The sequence below is a fragment of the Lentzea sp. JNUCC 0626 genome (assembly GCF_043632865.1).
Taxonomy (GTDB): Bacteria; Actinomycetota; Actinomycetes; order Mycobacteriales; family Pseudonocardiaceae; genus Lentzea.
This window is the reverse complement of record NZ_CP171635.1, coordinates 8,363,768-8,389,843: the sequence shown is the minus strand read 5'-3', so window position 1 is coordinate 8,389,843 and position 26,076 is coordinate 8,363,768. Positions and strand designations below refer to the sequence as shown.

The following is a 26,076-nucleotide window of genomic DNA, read 5'->3' as shown; positions in this document are numbered from 1 at the left end:
AGAGCGGCGCGGAGCCCCCCGATCAGATTGCCGGGGGTCTGGGGGCAGAGCCCCCAGGGGGAAGCACGCAACAGAACGGGCCGCCCGCAACAGGGGAACGCTACGGACCAGGCGACCGAACCAACGGCGGATGCAACACCCCAACCGCCCCCCGCCGGTACAAAGCAGCCGGCCGCCCCCCATCCCGAGAAGTCGACTCCCCGGTGGGCACCAGGAACCCCTCAACCCCGGTGACCTTCCGATGAAAGTTCCGGGGATCCAACGAACTCCCCCAAACGATCTCGTAAACCCGCCGCAACTCGGCAACCGTGAACTCAGGCCCGCAGAACTCGGCCCCGAGCCCGGTGTACTCCAACTTGGCCCGAGCCCGCTCCACCCCATCCCCCAAAATCCGCCCGTGGTCGAACGCCAACGACGACACCGACCCAACCGGCTCCCACGAGGCAGCAGCGGCATCGGTCCCAGCCACCGGCACAGGCAAATCAGGCGCCAACGCCAGGTAGGCCACAGACACCACCCTCATACGAGGATCGCGCCCCGGTTCCCCATACGTCCCAAGCTGCTCCAGATGCAACCCGGCAACCCCGGTCTCCTCCACCAGCTCCCGAGCGGCAGCAGCATCCAAGGACTCGTCAACCAGCACAAACCCGCCAGGCAGCGCCCACTCCCCCAAGTAAGGCGCCTCCCCCCGCCGAACCAGCAACGCACACAGCTCGTCCCCACGAACGGTCAACACCACCAGGTCGACCGTCACAGCGAAGGGAGGGAAATCACTTGGCGAGTACACCCCTCCCACTATAGGCTTATCGTCAACACGACGATAAGCACCCGATGAGGAGCGCCACGATGGCCGACATCAGCACCTACCCCGGACTCCGCCACCTCCGAGGCACCCCCACCGTCCACATCCGACACGTCAAGAACGGCAAGCTGATCCACGAGGGCACGGGCCTGAGCTTCTGGTTCCGCCCCAGATCAGCAGTGATCAGCGAGGTCCCGGTGGACGACCGAGAACTCCCGATGCTCTTCCACGCCAGAACCCAGGACTACCAGGACGTGACGGTCCAACTGACCATCACCTACCGCTGCACCACCCCGGAAACCACCACCCAACGCATCGACTTCTCGATCGACCCGGACACCGGCACCTGGCGCCAGGACCCGCTGAGCCAGATCGCCAACACCCTCACCGAAACCACCCAGCAACACGCCCTGAAAACCCTGGGCACCCTGAACCTGGACACAGCCATCAAAACCGGCGTGGAACGCGTCAAACAACAGGTCAAGGACAACCTCAAGGCAGACCACATCGGCCTGGAGATCATCGACGTCCGCGTGGTCGCCATCCGCCCGGACGCCGACATGGAGAAGGCCCTCCAGACCACCGTCCGAGAGAAGGTCCAGCAGGAGGCCGACAAGGCCACCTACGAACGCCGAGCCCTGGCAGTAGAACGAGAACGAGCCATCAGCGAGAACGAACTCCAGAACCAGATCGAACTGGCCAAGCGAGAAGAACTCCTGGTGGTGCAACGAGGCGCCAACGCCCTCAAACAAGCCGAAGACCACGCGAGGGCGGCAAGGATCGCCGACGACGCCAAGGCAGACGGCATCCGCAAGCTGGCAGAAGCCGAAGCCGCAGGCGAGAAGGCACGACTCGACGCCTACAAGGAAGTCCCCCAGCAAACCCTGTACGCCTTGGCAGCCAAGGAACTCGCCGGCAACCTCCCGGAGATCGGCAGCATCACGCTCACCCCGGACATCATCCAGCCGATCCTGAACCGACTCGCGCGATGAGCCTGGCCCCCAGAATTGTGCTGGTGCACAGACGCACCGAGCTGACAGAGTTGCTGGCACGACACGGGACACGAGGACAGGTCGAGTTCTTCCTCAAGTCCCGCAACCGAACCCTGGACGAGGTGGTGGATCGTGACCAGCAGGCCCGACAAGCGCTGGGAGAAGTCAGCGCCGCCATCCCGCTGGACTGGCGCCGCGGCGTGGTCGAGCGGGAAGACCTGTCGCGGTTCCTGTTCGCGCCCGAGGACGTAGTCGTCATCGTCGGTCAGGACGGCTTGGTGGCCAACGTCGCCAAGTACCTGACCGACCAGCCCGTCATCGGCATCAACCCGGACCGGGGCGTGCTCGCCAGACACGCCCCCTCCGAAGCAGAAGACCTGCTGCACAACACGAACAACACCGAAGACCGCACGATGGTCGAGGCCAGAACCGACGACGGCCAAACCCTCCACGCGCTCAACGAGATCTACGTGGGCCACCCGACCCACCAGACCAGCCGCTACCGCATCGGCGAAGAACGACAGGCATCGTCCGGAATCCTGATCGGCACCGGCACGGGCTCGACGGGGTGGTGCAGCTCGGCCCACCGCGAACGCAACAGCCGAATCGCCCTCCCCACCCCGACCGAGCCACGACTCGTCTGGTTCGTCAGGGAAGCCTGGCCGTCGCCGACCACCGGCATCGACCACACCGAGGGCGAGATCACCGACCAGGCCCTGACCATCGACGTCGAGACCGACGGCCTGGTCGCGTTCGGCGACGGCATCGAGAGCGACGCGCTACGACTGGGCTGGGGCCAACGGCTGAGCGTCGGACTCGCCACCCGCCGGCTCCGCCTCGTGCGCTGACCCGATCACCAGCAGGCAGACCCCGGACAGCACCGCACCGGCGATCAGGTACAGCGCGATCGCCCAGGTTCCGGTGCGCAGCAACGACTGCGCGACCAACGGCGCGAGCCCGCCACCGAGCACCGCGCCGAGCTGGAAGCTCAACGCCACCCCGCTGTAGCGCACGCGCGTCCGGAAGAGTTCGGCGAAGTAGGCGGCGGACGGCCCGAACAACGCCGCCGAGCCCACGAACCCGAGCACCATCGCGAACGTGAACCAGCCGGAGTCGGTGAGCCAGAACAACGGGAACGCGAACGCGGCCTGGAAGATCGCGCCACCGAACATGACCGGCAACCGCCCGACCCGGTCCGACAGCAACGCGAACGCAGGCACCGCAACGACTTGCGCCATCGACCCCACGATCGTCGCGATCAGCAGGTCGTCCGCGGAGATCTTCAACGCCGTGCGCCCGTAGCCGATCATGAACACGCTCAGCACGTAGATGAAGATCGTGAAGCCGAGGTTCACACCGGCCCCCAGCAGCACCACGCGCCACCGGTCCCGCAGCACCTCGGCGATCGGCATCCGCGCCTTCTCCGCGCGTTCGAACCGCGGCGACTCCGTCACCCGCAGCCGGATGTAGAGCCCGATCCCGACCAGCACGATCGAGAACACGAACGGCAACCGCCAGCCCCAGCTCAAAAACGCGTCCCCGGAAGCCCGCGACGACGCGTACATCGCGAGGTTCGCCAGCACGAGCCCAACAGGCGACCCGATGAACACCCAGCTGCCGTACCAGCCCCAACGGCCCGGCGGCGCGTGCTCGACGGCCATCAAGGACGCGCCACCCTGCTCGCCGCCCATGAAGAAGCCCTGCACGATCCGCAGCAACACCAGCAGCAGCGGCGCGAGGATGCCGACCTGCGCGTAAGTCGGCAGCAAGCCGATCATCGCCGTCGACAGCCCGGTCACGGACAACGTCACCACGAGCATCGGCCGACGGCCGATCCGGTCGCCGAGGTGCCCGATCACCGCGCCGCCCAACGGCCGGGCGAAGAAGCCCGCACCGAACGTCGCGAACGCGAGCAGCACGCCCACGCGCGAGTCGAACTGCGGGAAGAAGACCTTGTCGAACACGAGCGCCGACGCCGTGCCGTAGAGCAGGAAGTCGTACAGCTCGATCGTGTTACCGACCGCCGATGCCGCCGCTACTTTGCGTACCCCCGTCATCGTTCCAGCCTGGTCGAGGGATTGACACTGCGCAATGGTCCGGTCACCCTTCGTCCTACGTTCCTACTCTTCAGTAACGAGGTAGCAATGACGCGCCGAGTGACTGTTGTTTCCCTGCTAGCGACCCTGATAGCAGCGTTTCTGGTCCCGACCGCCACCGCTGCGCCGAAGTACCGGAACTACGTTTCGCTGGGCGATTCGTTCGTGTCCGGACCGTTCATCCCCCTGCAGCGGCTCGACCCGCTGAGCTGCTTCAAGTCCACCCAGAACTACCCGTCGGTGCTGGCGAAGAGGCTCGGCATCGCGAACTTCACCGACATCTCCTGCGGTGGTGCCCAGACCAAGGACATGGCGGGTGTCCAAACGGGCATCCCCGGCCAGTCCGTCACCCAGTTCTCCGCCCTCAAAGCCGACACGGACCTCGTCACCGTCTCGATCGGCGGCAACGACATCGGCTTCTCCGACATCATCCTGACCTGCGCCGGCAAGAGCGTGCTCGACCCGCACGGCGCGCCCTGCAAGGCGAACTTCGGCGACTCGCTGGCCCAGCGCGTCGACGCCACCGCCGCCAAGGTGGCCGCCGTGCTCGCCGGCATCAAGCAGCGCAGCCCGAAGGCCAAGATCGTGGTCGTGGGCTACCTGAGGATCCTGCCGTCCTCCGGTGGCTGCTGGCCGATCGTCCCGATCTCGCGCGGCGACGTGCCGTACCTCGACAACGTCCAGAAGCTCCTCAACGGAATGCTGAGCACCCAGGCCAAAGCCGCAGGTGCCACGTTCGTGAACCCGTACGACATCAGTTCCGGTCGCGATACGTGTGCGGCACCGTGGGACAAGTGGGTCGAAGGCATCATCCCGACGAGCCTCGCGTTCCCGGTTCACCCGAATGCCAAGGGAATGGACGCGGTGGGTAAGCAGGTCGCCGCCGCACTCGCCGGGACGGAATCAACCGGCGTCTAGTTGCACGCACTTTCGGCGGTTTACACGATCTGGTGCTTACCGCTCAGTTGGTTGGAATTCCGGGTCCTTGCCGCGCCAGAGTGTTGGCATGGCAAGGACCCGAATCTTGTTTGCCTGTCTCGCGCTCGCCGCCCCGCTGATCCCCGCGACGGCTCACGCAGCGCCCCTGACAGCGCCCCTTCTGCCCGCCTCCGGCCTGGTGCTCTCGCTCCAGCCGGAGATGGGCACGCTCAGCACCACGCAGCTGAACTGCGAACCCGCAGGCGGCCTGCACAAGAACGCCGACCAGGCGTGCGCCCAGCTCGCCCCCGTCGAAGGTGACTTCCGCAGACTGGAAGAGACCGGCGCGATGTGCACGATGGAGCTGAACCCGACCAAGGCCACGTTGCGCGGCAAGTGGCGCAACAAAAAGATCGACTTCCAGCAGGTGTACTCGAACCCGTGCGTCGTGCGGGCGTTCACCGGCAAGGTCTTCGACTACTGATGACTGCGTGTGCCGGTGTCCCGCCGCACCGCCGTCGCGACGGGGCACCGGCAGCGCCCTAACCAGGTAAACCCCATGCAGGCACCGGTGATCCGCCCACCGGTCCTATCTTCAGATCAGGCTTGTCACCGGCCCGGTGGATGACAGCTTCCTCCCCGCGCCGCAGCTCGATGCGCAGATCTCCGTTGGGCAGCACCGAGAACCTCCTCGGCCGCCCACGCCCGTCCCGCACGACCGGATCCTTGATGTCCGTGCGCACCACGCAAGGCGCACCGGCCTCGCTGCGCACCCGAATCCACCGCGTAACGCCACCACGCCGGGACGCGGACAGCAGGAACGCACCCTGCGTGCGGAAGTCGTCGAGCGAGATGTCCGGCCACGGCACCGCCGGGAACACCCGGATCACGCCACCCCAGCTCTGGCAGAGCATGTCGTACATCGACTGCACCGCGCTCAACGGCGTTTCGATGACCGGCCCGGACTCCTGGTACATCGTGTTCGGCTTGATGTACCGGCGCATCAGCTCGCCCAGGTAGTGATCAGCCCTGTCCCCGCGCAACATCTGCGCACTGATCGACGCGGCCCCGGTGAACGTGTAGCCCTGCAACGCTCCCTCGAAGCTGATCCAGTGGTTCAGCGACGTCTCGATGAGCTGCCGCTGCGCCGGGTCCTCCCAGGTGACCTCGTACAGCGGGTAGATCTGCAGCAGGTGCGAGTAGTGCCGGTGCGACTTCGCGAACGGCACCCCGGCGCCGATCATGTACCCGTTGGCGTCCACCGGGTACGGCGTGAGGTTGGCCAGCGCGTCCCGCCACCGAGGAATCAGCGGATCGTTGACGCGCAACGACTTCGCTGCCTCCAGCAACGTCCGGCACCCCCACCGCAGCAACGCGAGGTCGTAGGTGCAGTCCGGCGCGTTCACGCCGTACTCGGGCGAGAACGTGAACGGCAGATGCCACTTGCCGCCCGACCTTTTCGTCAGGAAGTGGAAGTAGTAGTTGACGGCCCTGCGCAGCAACGGGAACAGCACCCCGCGCAGCACCCGGTCGTCCATGGTGTGCCGGTAGGTGAGCCAGACGTTGTGCAGCGTCCAGGTGAGGTTGCCGACCTCGGGCGTCGGCGTCTCCCGGCCGGGAACCCCGACGCCGTAACCGGAGTTGCCGACCCCGGAACCGTTGTTCAGCACCGGGTCGGTGGTGCGCGGGATGCCGGCTGAGTCATGACGGTACTCAGCCGGCACCTGCTCGACGAGGGCGTCCCGGTACCGGTCGACCGAGTACGTCACCGCGTCGAAGTCGACGTGGTTGGAGCCGTGGATCAGCCAGTACTCCAGCTGCACGTTGAGATTCCACCACGTGTTCGGCCACGGCGTGTTCTCGAGCCACGGCCCGCAGGTCGCCATCGCGGGCGCCTCCCGCCGTGCCGCCGAGGCGAACTTGTAGAGCTGGATCCAGTAGAACGACTCCAGCTTCTTGTCCGGAATGGACAGAAAGCTCTTCCGGTAGAAGTCGTGCCACCACAGGCGATGGTCGACGGCCAGCGCGTCGATCGAGCCGCACCGGACGTTCGCGATCGCCTTGCGCACCGCCGTTTTGGCTGGATGCGACCAGGCGACGCTGGTGAAGAGCGTCCGGCGGGTGCCGCGGGTGACCTCGCGCCAGGCCGTCACGTGCTCGCCGCCGGAGTTGAGAGGCTGCACGGCCAGCCGCACGTCACCGGCGCTGTTGAGCTGCACGGGCGGGTTGTCGGTGAAGCCGGGAGGCGGCTGACGGCCCCACTTCGGGTCGGTGCGCGGGCTGATCGCCTTGAGCGGGTGGAAGACCCAGCGGAACGCGCGTTCGCCCTCGCTGGCCTGAACGTCGATCGCGTGGACGTCGCGGCGGGTGTGCACGAACGCCCTGAGCCGCAGGCTCCCGGCAGCGGTGGTGATCGTGCCGGTGAGTTCGGCGTTCCACAGGTCGAGCCGCCAGTCGACGGCGGTGATCGCACCGACGGGTTCGAGCGTGAAGTAGCCGATCGGCAGCCGGGCCAGGCCGAACAACGACCCGAACTCCGGCCGGTGGTCCTGCACCTGCGAGTGCTGGACGGTGAACCTGATGGCGTTGGCGCCGGGCTCGGCGTAGATGCCGGAACCGAGGTAGCCGTTGCCGAGGAACGGGCCCTCGAACCACGTCGTGGGCATCTTCTGCCATCTTAGATCGGATGACCCGATGAAGTCCTTCCAGCTGAACGCATCACCCGCGAAAGCGTCGGCCGGAAGCAGAGCACTGCTCGCAACCCCTGCTAGCGCGCCTGCCATCACCGTACGCCGGTTGAGCTCGACCACTTCCGAGCACCTCACTTCGCTGTGCGGTCGGGTCTTCGCTGGCGGCGATTCATCGGATCTTTCGCGACCGGCCTGCCTTCGTCAAGGGCCATGCCTAGGCTTCGATCATGGGGGACTTCCTCGTCTACACGATCGGCTTCCCGATCACGTTCCTGCTGCTGGTCCTGGGCATGGCCCTGGCGGCGCGGCGCATCCTGGGCCTGCGCATCGGGTTGATCCGCACGGCGCTGGCGTGCCTGCTCGCGATGTCGGTCGCCCAGAGCGCGTTCGGCGAGACCACCGCGGAGCCGTCCGCGGGTCTGGTGACGCTCCAGCTCGGAATTTCGATCCTCGCCGTGATCGCCCTGCTGGCGTTCGCGGAGATCATCGTGCCGACCGGGGCGATCCCGCCGCCGACGGAGTGGTGGGGCATGGCGCGCCGCCGGATCAAGCGGACCCGGCGGTACTCGCGGATCACCGCGATCGCGTTCCGGCACGGCCTCGGCCCCTACCTGCGCGGCCGTGAGCGGACGTCGACGGGCCTCGCGCGGTCGTTGCGGCTCGCCCTGCAGGACGCGGGCGTGACGTTCGTGAAGCTCGGCCAGGTGCTGTCGACGCGGGCCGACCTGCTGCCGGAGGACTTCGTCGAGGAGCTCAGCCTGCTGCAGGACAAGGTCCCGGCGGCGAAGTGGGAGCAGGTGCGGGCGGTGCTCGACGCCGAGGTCGGGCTCGACGCGTTCCGCGAGGTCGACCCCGAACCGCTGGCGGCCGCGTCGATCGCGCAGGTGCACCGAGCCGTGCTGAAGTCCGGCGCCGAGGTGGTCGTGAAGGTGCAACGGCCGGACGTGCGGGCAACGGCCGAGGGCGATCTGGACATCGTTTCGCGGCTCGCGGAGACGTTGCAGCGCACGCGGTGGGGGTCGGCGCTCGGCGTGCGCGACCTCGCGGCGGGGTTCGCGGCGGCGTTGCGCGAGGAACTCGACTTCAAGATCGAGGCACGCAACATCACGGCCGTGGCGGCGGCGTCCGACGCGTCCGTCGGGCTGCCGCACGTCCACCTGTCGACGTCGCGCGTGCTCGTGATGGACCGGCTCGACGGCGTGCCGTTGCGCGGCGCCTCGGAAGACGTGGGGCTCGCCAGGACGTTGCTGCGGTTCGTGCTGCGCCAGGTGATGCTGGACGGCGTCTTCCACGCCGACCCACACCCCGGCAACGTGCTGCTGCTCGCCGACGGACGGCTCGGGCTGCTCGACTTCGGTTCGGTCGGGCGGATCGACTCCGCGCTGCGTTCGGCGTTGCAACGGCTGCTGCTCGCGATCGACCGCAGCGACCCGGCCGGGCTCACCGACGCGTTGCTGGAGCTGACCTCACGGCCGGAGGACATCGACGAGCAGCGGCTGGAACGCGCGCTGGGGCAGTTCATGGCCCGGCACCTCGGCGCGGGCATGCGGCCGGACGTGGAGATGTTCGGCGACCTGTTCCTGATCGTGTCGCGGTTCGGGCTGAGCATCCCGCCGGAGATCGCGGCCGTGTTCCGGGCCCTGGCGACACTGGAGGGCACGCTGGCGGTGCTCGCGCCGGGGTTCAACATCGTCGTGGAGTCCCGCTCGTTCGCCGCCGAGCAGATCTCCGAACGGCTCACGCCGGAGTCGGTGCAGGCGACGATGGCCGAGGAGTTGCAGGCCGTGCTGCCGATGCTGCGGCGGCTGCCTCGGCGGGTCGACCGGATCACCGGGGCTCTCGAACAAGGCCGGCTGAGCATGTCGATGCGGCTGTTCGCGGACGAACGCGACAGGTCGTTCATCACCGGCCTGCTGCACCAGGTGATGCTGACCGTCCTGGGCGCGACGGCGGGCGTGATGGCGGTGCTGCTGCTCGGTTCGTCCAGCGGACCTCAGGTGGCGGCCGACATCGGTCTGTACCAGGTGTTCGGCTACAACCTGCTGATCATCAGCGTGCTGCTGGGTTTGCGCGTGGTTGTCACGGTGTTCAGGCCGCGTTCCTCTTAGAACTGCCTGCGGTAGACCGAAACGTCGTCACGCCAGACGCCGAACTGGTCCGGTGCGGACTGGACGATCGTCATCTCGTTGAGGTGCCCGAGGATCCGCCACGACCGCGCAACCGCTTGCGCGCCCGCGTACGCGATCGTGCAGAACCGGCGTGGTTCCACGACCGTGCGCACCCGGTCGACCTTGCCGACGCTCATCGGCGTGTCCTGCCAGAGGTCCAATGTGTACCCGGTGCGGATCGGGTCACCGGACCCCAGCACGCCCTCGATCGAGACGATGAGGCGGTCGCCGTCGAGCCTCAGGTCGTGGTGCCCGCTGCGCGGCGGATCACCCCCGGCGTATGCGGAGCGTGCCGGATCGAGCACCCAGTGCCCCAGAAAAGGCACGAGATCGTCACTCATGAGTGTCCCTTCGCGGAACCTGCGCCACTGGCGGATTGTCCGGCGGATCTACGTGGGCGACCATCACCCGATGAGTTATGAGACGGGCGTTCGGTGGAAGTGGATACCGGCCGTCGTGCTCGGCTTCGTGCTGCTGAGCTGGATCGTGTTCGAGGCACTGGACCTCATCGACTTCGACGGGGTCGTCGCGTGGGTGCGCGGCATCGACCCGATGTGGGCGGCGGCGGCGATCTTCGCCCTGCTCGTCGTGGACGTGCTGCTGCCCGTGCCGTCGACTCCGCTCATCGTGCTGGCGGGAACGGCACTCGGCCTGCCCTTCGGGCTGGCACTCGCGATCGTCGGATCCCTGGGTTCCTCTGCCGCAGGGTACGCCCTGGGGCGGTTCGCGGGCCCGTGGCTGGTGCGCCGGGTGGTGACCATCGAGGAACTGACCGAGATGCGGCGATGGGGCCGTCAGTTCGGGCCGTGGTTCTTCGGCGTGGCGCGCGGGATCCCGATGATGGCGGAAACGGTGTCGGTGTCCGCCGGCGTGTCCCGGGTGTCTTTCCGGACGTTCATGGCGTTCACGCTCGTCGGGACCATCCCGATTTGCACCGCCTACGTGTTCGCGGGCTCACAGGCCGACACGGTCGAACAGATCGTGATGATCAGCGCGGTCGGATTCCTGCTCACCGTCGGCCTCTTCTACCTGCTCCGCCGACTCGTGAAGGCGGCGCCGTAGAAAAACCCGTTGCGGGGTGTGGTTGCATTACAAGTGCGCCCGGTGCGCAGCGGAGGGTTACTTCGGTGATAACTAGGTTCAACTCCTGGAACCGGCTCCGGCCGGTCTTTGGCCCGCTCAGGTGGGCCAGTCTCCTTCCGCGATTTGATCTCGGGCGTCCAAAACTCCACATCGACCAGAATTAAATCGCTGGCGCGGTGTGGTTGCATAGAAATCGCACCCGGTGCGAAGCAGAGGGATACTTCCCTTCCACGGAATGGCCCACTGGGGCCACAACTCCTTCTGCAGTTTGATCTCGGGAGCACACAACTTCACACGTGTCCGGTGCGAAGCAGAGGGATACTTCCATTCGGGATGGGCGGGTTGCGGGTTCGAATCCCGCCGGCCGGGAAACCGGTCGTAGCTCAACCTGGCAGAGCAGCAACGTTCCTTCCGCGACCTTGATCTCGGACACGTGTGATGTTTGTGGGCTCCCCTTTTGTTTGTTCCGAGGGGGAAAGAGCCGATGGCGAAGTTCAACATCTTCCGCGCACGTCCGGCGGGCACCAGTCCTGTCGCCACGGCGGCGGTTCCGACGAGCGTCACCCACGAGGGCGCACCCGGCTACGCGCGCGACACCAAGTCCGAACTGTTCCTGCTCGCCGTGGCGAACATGGGCAGCGAGAACACCTTCTACGAGTCGAGCGGCCGCCGCGACGACCGCTACGCCCACCTCGTGCGCACGGCCGCCCTGGAAGACCCGGAGTGGACCGCGCGCCTGCTGCAGTGGCTGCGCACCGAGGCGAACATGCGCACGGCCTCGCTGGTCGGCGCCGCGGAGTTCGTCCACGCCCGCCTCGCCGCGGAGGCCGACACCGGCGTCACCAACCGCGCCGTCATCGCCTCCGTCCTGCAGCGCGCCGACGAGCCGGGCGAACTCCTCGCCTACTGGACCGGCCAGCACGGCCGCCGCATCCCGAAGCCGCTCAAGCGCGGCATCTCCGACGCCCTCGGACGCCTGTACAACGAGCGCGCCGTCCTCAAGTGGGACAGCGACGCCCGCGGGTTCCGCATGCCCGACGTCCTGATCCTCGCCCACCCGACGCCCGCCGCACCGTGGCAGGGCGACCTGTTCCAGTACGTGCTGGACCACCGTCGCTCGGCCGACGCCCCCGTCCCTGCGTCGCTTCGCGTGATCGCCGCGCGGCGCGAGCTGATGGCGTGGCCGGTGGAGCAGCGCCGTGCGCTCTTCTCGCGTCCCGACGCGGCCGACGTGCTGCGCGGGGCCGGGATGACGTGGGAGGCCGTGTCGGGGTGGCTGCAGGGGCCGATGACCCGTGAGGTGTGGGAGGCGCTCGCACCGTCGATGGGCTACATGGCGCTCATTCGGAACCTCAGGAACTTCGACGAGGCAGGCATGTCCGACGAGGTCGCTGCGGCCGTCGCCGCACGGCTGGCCGACCCCGGCCAGGTCGCGCGCTCGCGGCAGTTCCCGTTCCGCTTCCTGTCCGCGCACCAGGCGGCACCGAGCCTGCGCTGGGGCCACGCCCTGGACCAGGCGCTGCAGGCGTCGCTCGCGAACCTGCCCGCGCTGCCGGGCCGCTCGCTGATCCTGATCGACACCTCGGCGTCGATGACGGGCGGCGCGTTCTCGCGGCACTCGAAGGTCACGCCGGCCACGGCCGCCGCGGTCTTCGGCGTCGCGTTGGGCGCGAAGGGCGAGCAGGTGGACGTCGTCGGGTTCGCGGACGGCACGTTCCGGCACGACGTGCCGCGCGGCGCGTCGGTCCTCCGCGAGATCGATCGGTTCCTCGCGCGGATCGGCGAGGTCGGGCACGGCACCGACATCGTCGGGTCGCTGAAGCGCTCGTACCGCGGGCACGACCGGGTGTTCATCATCTCGGACATGCAGACGATGAGCGGCCACTTCGGACAGGGCGTCTCGGACGTCGTGCCTCGGCACGTGCCGATCTACGGCTTCAACCTGGGCGGGTACCAGAACGCCGCGTACGCGACGGGCAAGGCGAACCGACACGAATTCGGTGGTCTTACGGACGCGACGTTCAGGTCCATCCCGTTGCTCGAGGCGGGTCAGAACGCCGCCTGGCCGTTCTGACGGGTGTGAGAGCTCCCCTGACGCGGAGAGCTCTCACACTTACTTTCCGTTAGCGTTCTGACCAGGTACAATTCGCCTCATGGACTACGATGTGTTCGCGAAGGCGTGCCCGTCACGTCCCACGCTGGAGCACGTCACCGGCCGGTGGGGCAGCCTGACGCTGAGCGCGCTCGACGCCGGCCCGCTGCGGTTCAACGAGCTGCGCCGCCGCGTCGACGGGGTCAGCGAGAAGATGCTCTCCCAGACGTTGCAGGCGCTGGAGCGGGACGGGCTGGTGCACCGCGAGGCGCAGCACACGAACCCGCCGCGCGTCGACTACAGCCTCACGCCGCTCGGCCGCGAGACGGCGGACAAGCTGCTGACGCTGATCCGCCACCTGGAGGCCTCGATGCCTCGGGTGCTGGACGCGCAGGCCGCTTACGACGCCCGCTGACCTGCCAATTCGCTTGATCGAGCCGCCTACGCTCATCCCATGAGGGGTTGCGGGCTGTGCTGGACCGAGGCTGAGCTGGAAGCGCTCGACCGAGATCCCGTGCTGCTGTCCGACGAGATCGTGCGCAAGTTCGCCTGGGAGACGACCAGCCATTTCGACCGCGACGAGTACGAGCTCGCCTGGCGCAGGCTCGGGTACCGCGTGGTCGAGGTGTTGGAGCGGGAGCTCGACAACAAGCTCACCGCGGGGTTGCCGTGGGCTCGGTTCGACAGCTGGCCCGAGGGCGAGCAGGAGGCGCTGCGCACGCTGATCACCGACGTCGTCGTGCGGGTGGCCGGTGATCCGGAGCGGCGGCACGAGCTGGACCGCCTCCTCCAAGCCGCCGCGCAGCTGGACCAGGACATGGCTCCCTGGCTGCGACTCCTCGACACCTTCGCGGACGACGTGGTCGTGGAGGTCGCCGGGACCTACGCCTGGGACTACGCGCGGGACAACGGCCCGCTGCTCACCTGGATGTGGTGGGACGATCCCGGCAAGCCGATCCGCGAGTGGCTGGTGTCCGACGAGCTGCGCGCCCGGCTGTCCACAATCGACAACCGGAACGCGCAGAGCACCCTCGAGGACATCGATTTGATGATCGAGTTCAGCACTCGATGACGTTCACGGCGAGTCCGCCGCGTGCCGTCTCCTTGTACTTGACCGACATGTCCTTGCCGGTGTCCCGCATGGTCTTGATGACCTTGTCCAGTGACACGAAGTGCGACCCGTCGCCCCGCAACGCCATCCGCACCGCGGTGATGGCCTTGATGGACGCGACGGCGTTGCGTTCGATGCACGGGATCTGCACCAGGCCGCCGATCGGGTCGCACGTCAACCCGAGGTTGTGCTCCATGGCGATCTCGGCGGCGTTCTCGACCTGTTCGGGCGTGCCGCCGAGCACCTCGGCGAGCCCACCCGCGGCCATCGAGCAGGCCGACCCGACCTCACCCTGGCAGCCGACCTCGGCACCGGAGATCGACGCGTTCTCCTTGAACAGCACGCCGATAGCGCCCGCCGTCAACAAGAACCGGACGACACCGTCGTCGGAAGCACCCGGCACGAACTTCGTGTAGTAGTGCAGAACCGCCGGAACGATGCCCGCCGCGCCGTTGGTCGGCGCCGTGACGACACGGCCACCAGCCGCGTTCTCCTCGTTGACCGCCAACGCGAAGAGAGTCACCCAGTCCATGACCCGCAACGGGTCGGTGACGAAGTGTTCGCTCTCCAGACGCTTGCGCATCTCGGCGGCGCGGCGGCGGACCTTCAGGCCGCCGGGCAGCGTGCCGTGTTCGGTGCAGCCGCGTTCGACGCACTCCTGCATGACGTGCCAGATGTGCAGAAGTCCTTCGCGGATCTCGGTTTCCGTGCGCCACGACAGCTCGTTGGCCATCATGATCTCGCTGATCGACAGGCCGGTCTCGCGGCAGCGCGCGAGGAGTTGGTCGCCGGTCAGGAACGGGTGCGGCAACGGGGTGGTGTCCGGCTTGATCCGGTCGGTGCCCGACGCGTTCTCGTCGACGACGAACCCGCCGCCGATCGAGTAGTAGACGGCGTGCTCGACCGACTTGCCGTCCGCGAACGCCTCGAAGCTCATCCCGTTGGGGTGCAACGGGAGTGACTTGCGGCGGTGCATGACGAGGTCGCGGTCGTGGGTGAACGCGATCTCGTGCGTCCCGCCGAGCCTCAGCCGTCCACTGGAGATGATCTCCTCGACGCGTTCGGCGGCGACGGAGGGGTCGACCTCCTCGGGGAGGTTGCCCTCCAGGCCGAGGAACACGGCCTTCGGGCTGCCGTGGCCGTGGCCGGTCGCGCCGAGCGACCCGAACAGCTGGACGTGCACGCGGTCCACAGTGGACAACTGAGGGCCGAGCTTGTCGACGAACATCGCGGCCGCGCGCATCGGGCCGACCGTGTGGGAGCTGGACGGTCCGATGCCGACGGAGAACAGGTCGAAAACGCTGATCGCCACTGATCAGTCCTTCGTGGTGGGGCGGAGCGGAGTCAGTCGGTCTTGGTGAGCTCGGCGTACTTGGCCGCCGTGAGCAGGTTCTCGGCCGACTCGACGCGGACCTTGAACAGCCAGCCCTCGCCGTACGGGTCGTTGTTCACGATCGCCGGGTCCTGCACGACGGCGTCGTTGACCTCGATGATCTCCCCGGTGACGGGCGAGAACAGGTCGCTGACGGACTTGGTGGACTCGAGCTCACCGCAGACGGAGTTGGTGACGACCTTGGCACCGACCTCGGGCAGCTGCACGTAGACGATGTCGCCGAGCGCGTCGGCGGCGTACGCGGTGATTCCGCAGGTCAGCGGGTCCTGGGTGCCCGGCGTCCAGTCGACCCACTCGTGTTCGACGGTGTAGAGCAGGTTCTCGGGGAACTCCACGGCGACTCCTCTGGCTGTGACGGGTCAGGACAACTAGCGCCCCCTCCGCCGTGCAGAGTTGCCTACCCCGAGTGGTCTTGCTGCCTGAGAGTGTGCGGGAGCTTGCCCCTTCGGCGCCCCGACTGCGTTCGTCGAGGTCTCTCCCACGCGGGTTCTGGCGCTCGCGCGCCGCGGCCGGTGTTCAGTTCTCGGCGCGAACGCTATGTGCGGCCCCCGCCGAGTGTCAACGCGGGAACGTCAAGTGGAACGCGAACAACACTCAGGTCGCTCTGTCCTAACTGAACAACCGGAGGGTTACCGGATAGTGCGATCAGCACAGTGACATGACCTTGTGACTGGCCCACATTATGAGATGTCGGCCACCGAACGGAGGAGTCATCGTGCGGATCGCTGTTCCCCGCGAGATCAAGAACCACGAGTACCGCGTCGCTCTCACCCCTGCCGGTGCGCACGAGCTGACCAGCCGCGGCCACGACGTCTACGTCGAGCAGGGTGCCGGTCTCGGTTCCGCGATCACGGACGAGGAGTACCTCGCCGCGGGCGCCAAGATCCTCGCGACCGCCGACGACGTGTGGGCCGAGGGCGACCTGGTGCTCAAGGTCAAGGAGCCGATCGCCGAGGAGTACCCCCGTCTGCGCGCCGGCCAGACCCTCTTCACGTATCTGCACCTCGCCGCCGACAAGCCGCTGACCGAGGCGCTGCTGGCGTCCGGCACCACGGCCATCGCCTACGAGACCGTGCAGCTGCCGAACCGCGCGCTGCCGCTGCTCGCCCCGATGTCCGAGGTCGCGGGCCGCCTCGCCCCGCAGGTCGGCGCGTTCAGCCTGATGAAGCCCTCCGGCGGCCGCGGCGTGCTGCCCGGCGGCGTCCCCGGTGTCGCCCCGGCCCGCGTGGTCGTGATCGGCGGCGGCGTGGCGGGCGTCAACGCGGCCACCATCGCCGTCGGCATGGGCGCGGACGTGCAGATCCTCGACACCAACGTCGACCGCCTGCGCCAGATCGACGCCCAGTTCCAGGGCCGTCTGCGCACGCTCGCGTCCAACGCGTTCTCCGTCGAGCAGGCCGTCCGCGAGGCCGACCTGGTCATCGGCGCCGTGCTCGTCCCCGGTGCCGCCGCGCCGAAGCTCGTGTCGAACGCGCTGGTCGCCGACATGAAGCCGGGCTCCGTGCTCGTCGACATCGCGATCGACCAGGGCGGTTGCTTCGAGGACTCGCGTCCCACCACGCACGCCGAGCCGACCTACGAGGTCCACAACTCGGTCTTCTACTGCGTGGCGAACATGCCGGGCGCCGTGCCGCGCACCTCGACCTACGCGCTGACCAACGTGACGCTGCCGTACGCCGTCGCGCTGGCCGACAAGGGCTGGGAGAAGGCGCTGAAGGACGACCGTTCGCTCGCCCTGGGCCTGAACGTGCACGCCGGGCAGCTCACCAACGGCCCGGTGGCCGAGGCGACCGGCCTCGCGCACACGCCGCTGGAGTCCGTGGTCTGAAAGCCGACCAGATGAATGCCAACTGAATGAATGAGGCCCCCGCACGCGTCAATCGCTGCGGGGGTTTCGCCTATCTGAGGGCGGCGACGCGCGCCTTGATGCCGTCGATCACGCAGTCCAGCCCGAACTCGAACTGCCCGTCCAGCGTCCACACCTCGGGTTCGTCCAGCATCGCGACGTACCTGGGGTGCTTGTCGCGGTAGAGGTCGGCGATCTTGCCCATGTCCGGCGGCGGCGAGTCCATCCCGCCGCGCCCGACGAAGTTGACCTCCGCGACCGCGTACCCGTTGACGTAGCTGCCCACCGTGGAGATCGACTGGGCGGCGACCACGGTGGACAGACCGGCGCGCAGCATCGGCCCGAACATGGCGTCCGCGTAGGCCACCGCGTTCGGGCCGATGGTGTTGAACTGCCCGATCCCGCGGATCCACCACGGGTGCTTCAGCGCGAGCTGACGCAGTTCGTGCATCAACGCGCGCACCGCGATCTCCCAGTCGGTCTCGGGATCGGGCAGGGTGAACTCGCCGTAGACCTCGTCGAGGCAGAGCTCGATCAGCGCGTCCTTCGTCGGAACGTGCCAGTACAACGACATGGGTGCCGCGCCGAGCGCCGCCGCGAGCTTGCGCATGGACAGCTTCTGCAGGCCGTCGGCGTCCAGCATCTCCATCGCCTTGCGCACGATGGCGTCCCGGCTCAGGCCGAGGGGCTGGCCGCTGCCGGGCCTGGGCTTGCTGAACCACACGCTGTCCACGTCGCGATCCTATGCACGTCGCAGCAGCACGCTGGCCACAACACCTCCCAGGAACACGGCGACAGCGCCGATGATCAGGCTGACGCTCATGCCGTTCGAGAACGCCTCGCGCACGACCGTGATGTCCGCACCGCTGTGCAACGCCTCTTGCAGCGAACGCCCCGACACGCCGTCCGGCAGTGACGCGACGAACCGCGCCGACAGCAGCGCGCCCAGCACGGCGATGCCGAACGAGGAGCCCAGTTCCGTCAACGTGCCCGACAGCCCGGACGCGATGCCGGCGCGTTCCGGCGGGATCGACCCCATCAGGGCGTTGACCGCAACGGGTTGCGACACACCGACTCCGACGCCGATGAGCACCAGTCCGGCGAGCGTCGGCGGGTAGGTGTCGCCGATCGAGAGCAGCAGCACGCCGCCCGCGACGATCGTCATGCCCAGCAACATCGCCCGGCCCGCGCCGAGCTTCATCACGAGCTGCCCCAACGTGTTGCTGGTGATGAGCAACGCGACCGCCATCGGTGCCACGCGCACCCCGGCCTCCAACGGGCTGTACCCCAGCACGCCCTGAAGGTGTTGCGTCAGCAGGAAGAGCGAGCCCGCCATGCCGAACGCCGCCAGCACGCCCGACGCCACCGCGCCGGTGAACCGCCGGTTCCGGAAGAACCCGAGATCGAGCATCGGGTCGGCGGTGTGCCGTTCCCACAACGCGAACCCGGTCATGGTGACGATCCCGATCGCCACCGGCACGCCGAACTCGGCCGAGCCGAAGCCGTGCTCCGGCACCTCGATCACCGCGTACACGATCGACACCATGCCGATGATCGACAGGATCGAGCCGAGGACATCGGGCCTGCGCACGGTCGGGTCCTTGGACTCCGGCACCAGGAACGCGACGGCCGCGATCGCGAGCAGCGCCACCGGCACGTTGATCAGGAACACCGAGCCCCACCAGAAGTGCTTGATCAGCGCGCCGCCGATCACCGGCCCGGCCGCGAAGCCAAGCGACGTGACGGCGGCCCAGATGCCGATGGCCTTCGGGCGTTCCTTGTCGTCGAACAACTGCATGAGCACGGCCAGCGTGCCCGGCATCAGCACCGCGGCGCCGATCCCCATGAACCCGCGGGCCGCGATCAACGCCTCGGACGAGCCCGCGTAGGCCGCGACCGCGCTGCCCGTGCCGAACAGCACCAGGCCGACCAGCAACGCGCGCTTGCGGCCGAACCTGTCGCTCAGCGACCCGGTCGTGAGCAGCAGGCCCGCCAGCGCGAGCGAGTAGGCGTTGATCATCCACTGGATGTCGGCGGTGCTCGCGTCCAAGCCGGTGGAGATCGACGGGATCGCCACGTTCAGCACGGTGTTGTCGAGCACCACGACCATCACGGACAGGCACAGCACGCCGAGCACGGCCCAGCGTTGCGGGTGCGGGTGCACCACGGCCTTCTCGGTCGTCGAAGTCATCGTTCCTCCCCCTTACGGTGTACGAGGAACTTACAGCGTACGAGACCGCTGGGCGCAAGCCTTTTACGCTCAGGACAGAACGAAGAGGTCGCTACAGAAGCGAAGGAGTTTCAAGGAAGGCCCGGGGGTGCGGGGGTGTCCCCCGACTAGCACTGCGGGCTCCGGCGAAATTGGTCGAAGACCAATGAGCACCGGAGCCCGCCACGTAAAGGGCGGCCGCGCTCAACCAGCCTGGGGGTCACTGGGAGCGGGGCCGCCGTCACCAAATATAGCGGGCCTTGGCGGCGCGCGCCCAGCACCCCCGCCGAAACGCGACCCAAAAGTTTCCCCGAGTGGACCACTGCCCGTGTCCGGCCCGTCCAGCAAACGAGTGAATTCCGGGTCGCGCGGTGCGGCGAGCAGGGGGTTCGGCCGATGAAGACGGAGTCGGGTGTCCCTCGAAGGGAGATTCCATGGCTGAACCACAGGGATGGATCCACTGCCACGACCCGTTCGGTCGCGACAGATCGATGACCGTGCTGGTGGAGAACGACCGGGTCCTGCTGGTCACGCCTCCTGGCGAGACCGCTGTGATGTCCGCCACTCAGACGCGTCGGCTGGGCTCTTTGCTCGACCAGGCCACGGCGAAGATGTGATGGACGAGACCCTGCGCGACGCGGTGCTGCAACGCCTGGCACTGCTGGACAAAGTCGCCGAGCACGGAGAAGCCGAGGCACTGGTCCCGTTGGCCCGCGCGGAGATCCACCGCCTCGCGGACGGCTGGCGCCTGCTGCTGACGGTGCACCAACCCGACGAGGACGGCCGCTGCAAGGCCTGTCCCGGCTGGCTGCGTCGTCGCCGGTGGCCTTGCCAGGTCTGGAACATGGCGCACCAGCACCTCATCGGCGAAGGGCTGCCGCACCGCGAACGGCGGCGGCCGTTGCGCAACCCCTTCACTCGATCAGGTGTTATCGAAGTGCCGGAGGAGACCCCTGCGGAGCTGACGACCGAGCTGCCAGTCGTGGCGGCGGAACCGTCGGTCGTGCACCGCGCGCCCGTCGTGTCCCGTCCCAAGCACGCCTTGCCGGACTGATCGTTCAGGCAGGATGGGCCGCATGCATGACGGCAGCGGCCTCATAGCGGTCCAGAACCTGACCAAGCACTTCGGTCCCGTGGCCGCTGTGCAGAACCTGAGCTTCACCGTGTCACCCGGCAGCGTGACGGGCTTCCTCGGCCCGAACGGCGCGGGCAAGACGACGACCCTGCGGATGCTGCTCGGTCTCGTGCGGCCCACCGCCGGCACGGCGACGATCAACGGACGACCGTTCCACCAGCTCGGCCAGCCCGGGCGCGTGGTCGGCGCGGTGCTGGAGGCGCAGGGATTCCACCCGCGCCGCACCGCGCGCAACCACCTCCGGGTCTACACGGCGGCGATCGGCGTGCCGGACGCGCAGGCCGACCAGGTGCTCACCCTGGTCGGCCTCGGGTCCGCCGCCGACCGAGCCGTCGGCGGGTTCTCGCTCGGCATGAAGCAACGGCTCGCGGTCGCCACGGCGTTGCTCGGCGATCCGCAGGTGCTGGTGCTCGACGAGCCGGCGAACGGCCTCGACCCCGAGGGCATCGCGTGGCTGCGCAACTTCCTGCAGTCGTTCGCGCGCATGGGCCGCACGGTGCTGATCTCCAGCCACCTGCTGGCCGAGGTCGAGCAGACCGTCGACCAGGTCGTGATCGTCTCGCGCGGGCAGACCGTCTACTACGGGCCGTTGGAACAGCTTCGCCAGCAACAACAACGGCGCGTGCTCGTGCAGCCGTCGGACGTCGCCGCGCTCGCGGGCGCGTTGCAGGCGGACGGGATCACCTCGATCGAACAGCTGCCGGACGGACGGCTCGCGGTGTCCGGGGTGGACTCGAAGCACGTCGCGGACTGCGCGTTGCGCGCGGGCGTGTCTATCTACGGGATCCAGGAGGAGCAGGTCGACCTCGAACAGCTCTTCTTCCGGCTCACCAGTGGCCAGTACGCCGGGCACGTGCCGGCGCCGTACCAGCAGGGGTGGAACCGGTGAACGGCCTCGTGCAGGCGGAGCTCCGCAAGATCACGACCACGGGCCTGTGGTGGGGTCTGCTGATCCCGACGGTGCTGGTGGCGCTGGGCGGCGGGCTGCTGTCCGGCGGCTTCGGCCAGCTGATGATCGAGTTCACCACGTCCGCGGAGGCCGAGGAGATCTCCGACGTGCTCGGGGTGACGCCGGACCAGTGGAAGTTCTCGTTGCTGGGGATCGGCCGGACGATCAACATCGTCACGTTGTTCCCGCTGGTGTTCGGGGCGATGGCGGTCGCGAACGAGATCGGCACGCGGACGATCACCACGACGTTCCTGACGGCGCAGAACCGCGCGCAGGCGATGCTGGCGAAGCTGCTGGTCTACGCGCTCTGGGGCGCGATCTACGGCATCGCGACCATCGCGGCCGTGGCGCTCGGTGTGGTGCTCACGAGCGGTTCCGGCCAGATGCCGGGCGTGGGCGACTGGGCGATGCTCGCGCTGGCGTGCGTGCTGGCGTCGATCCTGATGACGATGTTCGGCGTCGGCCTGGGCGCGCTGCTGCCGAACGCGGCGGGCGTGGTCGTGCTGCTGATCATGTACTTCCTGGTGCTGGAGAACGCCGTGCAGTTCGGACTGCGGCTCTCGGGCACGCCGGAGACGGTCTTCGGGTTCCTGCCGAACGGGTCGGTGAACGGGATCACCGGCTCGGTCGTGGTCGACCTGTTCATGGCCAAGGCCGGGGTCGTGCCGGAGGAGGGCATCGACTTCCTGCGGATCATCGCGGGTGGCGGTGGCGCGCAGGCGTGGTGGCTGTCCGGGATCATCTTCGTCGTCTGGGTCGCGGCCGCATTCGGCGGCGGCTGGGCCCGCATGACCCAGAAAGACATCACCTGACCTGCGGTTTCTGACATCACAATTTTATGTCGGACCCCGACCGTACTGTGGGTTCCGTGACGAAGGGCTGGATCCGCCGACTTGCCGCCGCGTGCTGGCAGCACCCCCGCCTGGTGGTGCTGTCGGTGCTCGCCGCGGTCGTCGGCGTGGGTCTTCAGGCGGCAGGTCCGTTGCTGCTCAAGACGGCGATCGACGACTCGACGGGCGGCCGCACCGATCGGCTGTGGCCGTTGATGGTGGCGTTGATCGTGCTGGAGCTGCTGACGTTCGGGTCGGCGTTCTTGCGGCGCTATCTGGGCGGCCGGCTGGCGTTGGGCGTGCAACACGATCTGAGGCTGGGCGTGTTCTCCGCGGTGCAGCGGCTGGACGGCGCGAAGCAGGACGAGCTGCGCACCGGCCAGATCGTGTCGCGCTCGATCACCGACCTGCAGTTGGTGCAGTCGTTGCTGATGATGGCGCCGCTGGCCGTGGGCACGGTGGTGTTCGCGGTGGCCGCGCTGGCGGCGATGATCTACCTGTCGATCCCGCTGACGATCATCGCGGTGATCGTGCTGCCGCTGGTGGCGTGGCTCGCGGGCCGCACCCGGCTGACGTTGTTCCCGGCCACCTGGTCGGCGCAGCAGCGCGCGGCCGATCTGGCGCAGCACGTCGAGGAGACCGTCACCGGCGTGCGCGTGGTGAAGGGCTTCGGCCAGGAGGCCCGTGAGGTCGCGCGGCTGGAGAAGCACGCGAAGTTCCTGTTCGCGGAACGGATGCGGGCCGCCCGGCTGTCCTCGAAGCCGCTGGCCACGGTGACGGCGCTGCCGTTGCTCGGCCAGGTCGCGGTGCTGGGTCTGGGCGGCTGGCTGGCGCTGCACGGCCAGGTCACGCTCGGCACGTTCCTCGCCTTCACGACGTACGTGGCGAACCTGGTGGGCCCGACCCGCCTGCTGTCGAGCCTGATGGTGTCCGCGCAACTCGCCAGGGCGGGCGTCGAGCGCGTCTACGAACTGATCGACTCGCAGCCGGACGTGCAGGACGGCCCGGACGAGGTGCCGCCCGGCCCGCTGGGCATCTCCTTCTCGAACGTGAGCTTCGGCTACGCCCGCAGCGAACCGGTCCTGAAGGACTTCACGATCTCGGTGGCGCCCGGCGAAACCCTGGCCCTGGTGGGCACCGCGGGTTCCGGCAAGTCGACGGTCTCCCTGCTGCTGCCCCGCTTCTACGACGTGCACGCGGGTGCGGTCACCGTGGGCGACGCGGACGTGCGCACCCTGACCCTGGAATCGTTGCGCGGCGCGATCGGCGTCGTGTTCGAAGAGGCGTTCCTCTTCTCCGACACCATCTTCTCCAACATCGCCTACGGCAACCCGGACGCCTCCCGCGCCGAGGTGGAGCGAGCGGCGAAGGCGGCGGAGGCCCACGACTTCGTCGAGGCCCTCCCCCAGGGCTACGACACGGTGGTGGGCGAACGGGGCCTGACCCTGTCCGGCGGCCAACGCCAACGAGTGGCCCTCGCCAGAGCCCTGCTGTCCGACCCGAGAATCCTGGTGCTCGACGACGCCACCTCAGCCGTCGACAACGCCACCGAGGCAGCGATCCACGCAACGCTGGCGTCGGTCACCGCACATCGCACCACCCTCCTGGTGGCGCACCGCAGATCAACCCTGTCCCTGGCCGACCGCATCGCCGTCCTGGACGCGGGCAAGGTGATCGACATCGGTACCCACGCCGAACTGATCACCCGCTGCGCCCTCTACCGAGACCTGCTGGCGGGCCCTGGCGAGGCGATCGAGTCCACCACCCCCGCCGCGACCGGCACCCTGTGGCCGACGATCACCCAGGCCGACCGGGACGAACGCCTGATAGCCGAAGCCAAAACTTCAACTCCGGCCACCGCCGGCCGCCGCGTCGCAGGAGGAGGTGGCGGCGGCCCGGGCGCCGGAATGGCGGCGCTGGCAGGCGGCCCACCCACCCCGGAGTTGCTGGCCCAGGTCCGCAAGCTCCCACCGGCCACCGAAACCCCGGTCCTGCACGGCGAAGACCCGAGGGCCCCGGACCCGACCTTCCGCCTGGCCCGCCTCCTGGCCCCGGTCCGCTGGGCCCTGGCCGGAGTGGCAGCGCTTGTGGTGCTCGACGCCCTGGTGGGCATGGGCATGCCGTCCTTGGTCCGCCTGGGCATCGACGGCGGCGTGGTCGGCAACGCCGAATCGGTCGTCTGGCTGGCCGTGGGCCTGGGCATCGGCCTGGTGGCGATCGGCTGGCTGACCACGGCAGGCAGCACGATCTACGCCGCCCGCCTGGGCGAACGCCTCCTCTACCTGCTCAGGGTCCGCAGCTACGCCCACCTCCAACGCCTCGGCCTCGACTACTACGAGCGCGAGATGGCGGGCCGCATCATGACGAGGATGACCACAGACGTGGACGCCCTCTCCACGTTCCTGCAAACAGGCCTCGTAACAGCAGTGATCAGCCTGATCACCGTGGTGGGCATCACCGCGGCCCTGGTGTTCACCGACCCGTCCCTGGCCCTGATAGCGCTCTCGGTGCTCCCGATCCTGGCCATCGCCACGGTGATCTTCCAACGCCTCTCCTCCACCGCCTACGCAGAAGCAAGAGAGCGCGTCAGCGCGGTCAACGCCGACCTCCAGGAAAACGTCTCGGGCCTCCGAACCTCCCAGGCCTACACCAGAGAACGCCGCTCAGCCGAAGCCTTCGCCGAACGCAGCGACGCCTACCGCCGCTCCCGCCTGCGGGCCCAGCGCTACATCGCCACCTACTTCCCGTTCGTGGCAATGCTCTCGGGCGTAGCCCAAGCAGTGGTGCTGGCCGTAGGCGCACACCGAGTGGCCACCGGCAGCCTGACCCCAGGCGTACTACTGGCGTTCCTCCTGTACCTGGGCCTGTTCTTCAGCCCGATCCAACAACTCTCGGGCGTCTTCGACGGCTACCAACAAGCCAGGGTGGGCCTCCGCAGAATCGGCGACCTGCTCCGCACCCCGAGCACAGTGGAACCACCACAAAACCCGATCCCGGTCCCGCCCCACCTCAAGGGCGAGGTAGAGCTCCGCAACGTGAGCTTCACCTACACAGGAGCAGAAACCCCGGCCCTGAAGAACATCACCCTGCACGTACCAGCAGGCGAAACGGTGGCCCTGGTAGGCGAAACAGGCGCAGGCAAATCCACCCTGGTGAAGCTGATAGCCCGCTTCTACGACGCCACAGAAGGCACAGTCCTGGTCGACAACAAGGACATCAAGACCTACGACCTCTCCGCCTACCGCCAACGACTGGGCGTAGTCCCCCAGGAGGCCCACCTCTTCGGCACCGACATAGCCACCAACATCGCCTACGGCCGCCCAACAGCAACAGACCAAGAAATCCAACAGGCCACCGAATCAGTAGGCGCCTTGGCAATGGTGGCCACCCTCCAAAACGGCTTCCGCCACGAAGCAGGCGAACGAGGCAACCACCTCTCAGCAGGCCAACGCCAACTAGTGGCCCTAGCAAGAGCAGAACTGGTGAACCCAGACCTGCTCCTCCTGGACGAGGCCACAGCAGCCCTGGACCCAGCCACAGAGTCGGCAGTGCTGGCAGCCAGCGACCACCTGACGGGCCCCAGAACCACCTTCGTAGTGGCCCACCGCTTAGCCACAGCAGCAAAGGCAGACCGAATCCTGGTCCTGGCCAACGGCCAAATAATCGAGGAGGGCACCCACACCCACCTCTTGTCGACCAACGGCACCTACGCCCGCTTATGGCACCACGGCGACACCCCAGAACCGGCCACCACCTGACCCA

23 protein-coding genes and 1 riboswitch are annotated in these 26,076 nt (G+C 68.0%); of the genes, 15 read left to right on the top strand and 8 right to left on the bottom strand.

Annotated elements, in window-relative coordinates:
- Nucleotides 1-100: 100 nt before the first annotated feature.
- On the bottom strand, nucleotides 101-787 hold the full coding sequence (locus tag JNUCC0626_RS39190) for an NUDIX hydrolase (protein WP_394615702.1): 687 nt from the start codon (nucleotides 785-787) through the stop codon (nucleotides 101-103).
- 59 nt (nucleotides 788-846) lie between these two features.
- Here JNUCC0626_RS39190 and JNUCC0626_RS39185 point away from each other — a divergent pair, with 59 nt between their 5' ends.
- Nucleotides 847-1,794 carry an SPFH domain-containing protein gene (locus JNUCC0626_RS39185; RefSeq protein WP_394615701.1) on the top strand — a complete coding sequence of 316 codons (948 nt, stop codon included), beginning with the start codon at nucleotides 847-849 and terminating at the stop codon, nucleotides 1,792-1,794.
- A 23-nt stretch (nucleotides 1,795-1,817) separates the two neighbouring features.
- The gene (locus tag JNUCC0626_RS39180; RefSeq protein ID WP_394615700.1) at nucleotides 1,818-2,642 is read left to right on the top strand and encodes a hypothetical protein; all 825 of its coding nucleotides are present in this window, start codon (nucleotides 1,818-1,820) and stop codon (nucleotides 2,640-2,642) included.
- Here the strand turns inward: JNUCC0626_RS39180 and JNUCC0626_RS39175 are convergent.
- Nucleotides 2,574-3,851: an MFS transporter gene (locus JNUCC0626_RS39175; RefSeq protein ID WP_394615699.1), complete on the bottom strand. Its 1,278-nt coding sequence runs from the start codon at nucleotides 3,849-3,851 to the stop codon at nucleotides 2,574-2,576. The genes JNUCC0626_RS39180 and JNUCC0626_RS39175 overlap by 69 nt on opposite strands.
- Before the next feature lie 87 nt (nucleotides 3,852-3,938).
- Here JNUCC0626_RS39175 and JNUCC0626_RS39170 point away from each other — a divergent pair, with 87 nt between their 5' ends.
- Both JNUCC0626_RS39170 and JNUCC0626_RS39165 read left to right on the top strand, forming a co-directional pair.
- Complete coding sequence (locus JNUCC0626_RS39170; RefSeq protein WP_394615698.1) at nucleotides 3,939-4,808, top strand: SGNH/GDSL hydrolase family protein; 870 nt, start codon at nucleotides 3,939-3,941, stop codon at nucleotides 4,806-4,808.
- An 88-nt stretch (nucleotides 4,809-4,896) separates the two neighbouring features.
- Complete coding sequence (locus JNUCC0626_RS39165; protein WP_394615697.1) at nucleotides 4,897-5,292, top strand: SSI family serine proteinase inhibitor; 396 nt, start codon at nucleotides 4,897-4,899, stop codon at nucleotides 5,290-5,292.
- Nucleotides 5,293-5,350: 58 nt separating this feature from the next.
- On the opposite strand, the gene JNUCC0626_RS39160 is transcribed toward JNUCC0626_RS39165, so the two are convergent.
- Complete coding sequence (locus tag JNUCC0626_RS39160; protein ID WP_394622200.1) at nucleotides 5,351-7,591, bottom strand: glycosyl hydrolase family 95 catalytic domain-containing protein; 2,241 nt, start codon at nucleotides 7,589-7,591, stop codon at nucleotides 5,351-5,353.
- A 134-nt stretch (nucleotides 7,592-7,725) separates the two neighbouring features.
- Here JNUCC0626_RS39160 and JNUCC0626_RS39155 point away from each other — a divergent pair, with 134 nt between their 5' ends.
- Complete coding sequence (locus tag JNUCC0626_RS39155; protein WP_394615696.1) at nucleotides 7,726-9,606, top strand: ABC1 kinase family protein; 1,881 nt, start codon at nucleotides 7,726-7,728, stop codon at nucleotides 9,604-9,606.
- Here JNUCC0626_RS39155 and JNUCC0626_RS39150 read toward each other — a convergent pair.
- A complete protein-coding gene (locus JNUCC0626_RS39150; protein ID WP_394615695.1) occupies nucleotides 9,603-10,007 on the bottom strand; it encodes a hypothetical protein in 405 nt (134 codons plus the stop codon). The genes JNUCC0626_RS39155 and JNUCC0626_RS39150 overlap by 4 nt on opposite strands.
- Before the next feature lie 70 nt (nucleotides 10,008-10,077).
- Here JNUCC0626_RS39150 and JNUCC0626_RS39145 point away from each other — a divergent pair, with 70 nt between their 5' ends.
- The 4 genes from JNUCC0626_RS39145 (at nucleotide 10,078) to JNUCC0626_RS39130 (ending at nucleotide 13,913) form a co-directional block, all read left to right on the top strand.
- Complete coding sequence (locus JNUCC0626_RS39145; protein WP_394615694.1) at nucleotides 10,078-10,728, top strand: TVP38/TMEM64 family protein; 651 nt, start codon at nucleotides 10,078-10,080, stop codon at nucleotides 10,726-10,728.
- 505 nt (nucleotides 10,729-11,233) lie between these two features.
- Nucleotides 11,234-12,823, top strand: coding sequence for a TROVE domain-containing protein (locus JNUCC0626_RS39140; protein WP_394615693.1), 1,590 nt, complete (start codon nucleotides 11,234-11,236; stop codon nucleotides 12,821-12,823).
- A gap of 79 nt (nucleotides 12,824-12,902) precedes the next feature.
- A complete protein-coding gene (locus tag JNUCC0626_RS39135) occupies nucleotides 12,903-13,256 on the top strand; it encodes a winged helix-turn-helix transcriptional regulator (RefSeq protein ID WP_394615692.1) in 354 nt (117 codons plus the stop codon).
- A 39-nt stretch (nucleotides 13,257-13,295) separates the two neighbouring features.
- Complete coding sequence (locus JNUCC0626_RS39130) at nucleotides 13,296-13,913, top strand: hypothetical protein (RefSeq protein ID WP_394615691.1); 618 nt, start codon at nucleotides 13,296-13,298, stop codon at nucleotides 13,911-13,913.
- Here the strand turns inward: JNUCC0626_RS39130 and JNUCC0626_RS39125 are convergent.
- The gene (locus tag JNUCC0626_RS39125) at nucleotides 13,900-15,264 is read right to left on the bottom strand and encodes an L-serine ammonia-lyase (RefSeq protein ID WP_394615690.1); all 1,365 of its coding nucleotides are present in this window, start codon (nucleotides 15,262-15,264) and stop codon (nucleotides 13,900-13,902) included. The two genes, JNUCC0626_RS39130 and JNUCC0626_RS39125, sit on opposite strands and share 14 nt — an antisense overlap.
- A gap of 32 nt (nucleotides 15,265-15,296) precedes the next feature.
- Entirely contained in the window at nucleotides 15,297-15,680 is a 384-nt protein-coding gene (gene gcvH, locus JNUCC0626_RS39120; protein ID WP_394615689.1) for a glycine cleavage system protein GcvH, read from the bottom strand.
- 62 nt (nucleotides 15,681-15,742) lie between these two features.
- A riboswitch (glycine riboswitch) is annotated at nucleotides 15,743-15,836 on the bottom strand.
- Between the two features lie 224 nt (nucleotides 15,837-16,060).
- On the opposite strand from gcvH, the gene ald reads away from it, so the two are divergent.
- Nucleotides 16,061-17,173, top strand: coding sequence for an alanine dehydrogenase (ald, locus tag JNUCC0626_RS39115; RefSeq protein ID WP_394615688.1), 1,113 nt, complete (start codon nucleotides 16,061-16,063; stop codon nucleotides 17,171-17,173).
- Nucleotides 17,174-17,243: 70 nt separating this feature from the next.
- On the opposite strand, the gene JNUCC0626_RS39110 is transcribed toward ald, so the two are convergent.
- Nucleotides 17,244-17,924, bottom strand: a complete 681-nt coding sequence (locus JNUCC0626_RS39110; protein ID WP_394615687.1) for a TetR/AcrR family transcriptional regulator — start codon at nucleotides 17,922-17,924, stop codon at nucleotides 17,244-17,246.
- Nucleotides 17,925-17,933: 9 nt separating this feature from the next.
- Entirely contained in the window at nucleotides 17,934-19,382 is a 1,449-nt protein-coding gene (locus tag JNUCC0626_RS39105; RefSeq protein WP_394615686.1) for an MFS transporter, read from the bottom strand.
- A gap of 452 nt (nucleotides 19,383-19,834) precedes the next feature.
- Between JNUCC0626_RS39105 and JNUCC0626_RS39100 the strand changes: the two genes are divergently transcribed.
- Genes JNUCC0626_RS39100 through JNUCC0626_RS39080 form a run of 5 tightly spaced genes read left to right on the top strand, consistent with a single transcriptional unit; the run spans nucleotide 19,835 to nucleotide 26,072 of the window.
- Entirely contained in the window at nucleotides 19,835-20,017 is a 183-nt protein-coding gene (locus JNUCC0626_RS39100; RefSeq protein WP_045312139.1) for a hypothetical protein, read from the top strand.
- Nucleotides 20,017-20,454, top strand: coding sequence for a hypothetical protein (locus tag JNUCC0626_RS39095; RefSeq protein WP_394615685.1), 438 nt, complete (start codon nucleotides 20,017-20,019; stop codon nucleotides 20,452-20,454). Before JNUCC0626_RS39100 ends, JNUCC0626_RS39095 begins: the two co-directional genes overlap by 1 nt.
- A gap of 22 nt (nucleotides 20,455-20,476) precedes the next feature.
- On the top strand, nucleotides 20,477-21,424 hold the full coding sequence (locus JNUCC0626_RS39090; protein ID WP_394615684.1) for an ABC transporter ATP-binding protein: 948 nt from the start codon (nucleotides 20,477-20,479) through the stop codon (nucleotides 21,422-21,424).
- Nucleotides 21,421-22,296, top strand: coding sequence for a hypothetical protein (locus JNUCC0626_RS39085; protein WP_394615683.1), 876 nt, complete (start codon nucleotides 21,421-21,423; stop codon nucleotides 22,294-22,296). Before JNUCC0626_RS39090 ends, JNUCC0626_RS39085 begins: the two co-directional genes overlap by 4 nt.
- Nucleotides 22,297-22,322: 26 nt before the next feature.
- Nucleotides 22,323-26,072 carry an ABC transporter ATP-binding protein gene (locus tag JNUCC0626_RS39080; RefSeq protein WP_394615682.1) on the top strand — a complete coding sequence of 1,250 codons (3,750 nt, stop codon included), beginning with the start codon at nucleotides 22,323-22,325 and terminating at the stop codon, nucleotides 26,070-26,072.
- The last annotated feature ends 4 nt before the right edge of the window (nucleotides 26,073-26,076 follow it).

Bases quoted from the DNA above. Each gene is read 5' to 3' on its own strand.
- JNUCC0626_RS39185 (WP_394615701.1), top strand. From the start codon at position 847: ATGGCCGACATCAGCACCTACCCCGGACTCCGCCACCTCCGAGGCACC.
- JNUCC0626_RS39175 (WP_394615699.1), bottom strand. From the start codon at position 3,851: ATGACGGGGGTACGCAAAGTAGCGGCGGCATCGGCGGTCGGTAACACG.
- JNUCC0626_RS39170 (WP_394615698.1), top strand. From the start codon at position 3,939: ATGACGCGCCGAGTGACTGTTGTTTCCCTGCTAGCGACCCTGATAGCA.
- JNUCC0626_RS39165 (WP_394615697.1), top strand. From the start codon at position 4,897: ATGGCAAGGACCCGAATCTTGTTTGCCTGTCTCGCGCTCGCCGCCCCG.
- JNUCC0626_RS39160 (WP_394622200.1), bottom strand. From the start codon at position 7,591: ATGGCAGGCGCGCTAGCAGGGGTTGCGAGCAGTGCTCTGCTTCCGGCC.
- JNUCC0626_RS39155 (WP_394615696.1), top strand. From the start codon at position 7,726: ATGGGGGACTTCCTCGTCTACACGATCGGCTTCCCGATCACGTTCCTG.
- JNUCC0626_RS39150 (WP_394615695.1), bottom strand. From the start codon at position 10,007: ATGAGTGACGATCTCGTGCCTTTTCTGGGGCACTGGGTGCTCGATCCG.
- JNUCC0626_RS39145 (WP_394615694.1), top strand. From the start codon at position 10,078: ATGAGTTATGAGACGGGCGTTCGGTGGAAGTGGATACCGGCCGTCGTG.
- JNUCC0626_RS39140 (WP_394615693.1), top strand. From the start codon at position 11,234: ATGGCGAAGTTCAACATCTTCCGCGCACGTCCGGCGGGCACCAGTCCT.
- JNUCC0626_RS39135 (WP_394615692.1), top strand. From the start codon at position 12,903: ATGGACTACGATGTGTTCGCGAAGGCGTGCCCGTCACGTCCCACGCTG.
- JNUCC0626_RS39130 (WP_394615691.1), top strand. From the start codon at position 13,296: ATGAGGGGTTGCGGGCTGTGCTGGACCGAGGCTGAGCTGGAAGCGCTC.
- JNUCC0626_RS39105 (WP_394615686.1), bottom strand. From the start codon at position 19,382: ATGACTTCGACGACCGAGAAGGCCGTGGTGCACCCGCACCCGCAACGC.
- JNUCC0626_RS39100 (WP_045312139.1), top strand. From the start codon at position 19,835: ATGGCTGAACCACAGGGATGGATCCACTGCCACGACCCGTTCGGTCGC.
- JNUCC0626_RS39095 (WP_394615685.1), top strand. From the start codon at position 20,017: ATGGACGAGACCCTGCGCGACGCGGTGCTGCAACGCCTGGCACTGCTG.
- JNUCC0626_RS39090 (WP_394615684.1), top strand. From the start codon at position 20,477: ATGCATGACGGCAGCGGCCTCATAGCGGTCCAGAACCTGACCAAGCAC.
- JNUCC0626_RS39080 (WP_394615682.1), top strand. From the start codon at position 22,323: ATGTCGGACCCCGACCGTACTGTGGGTTCCGTGACGAAGGGCTGGATC.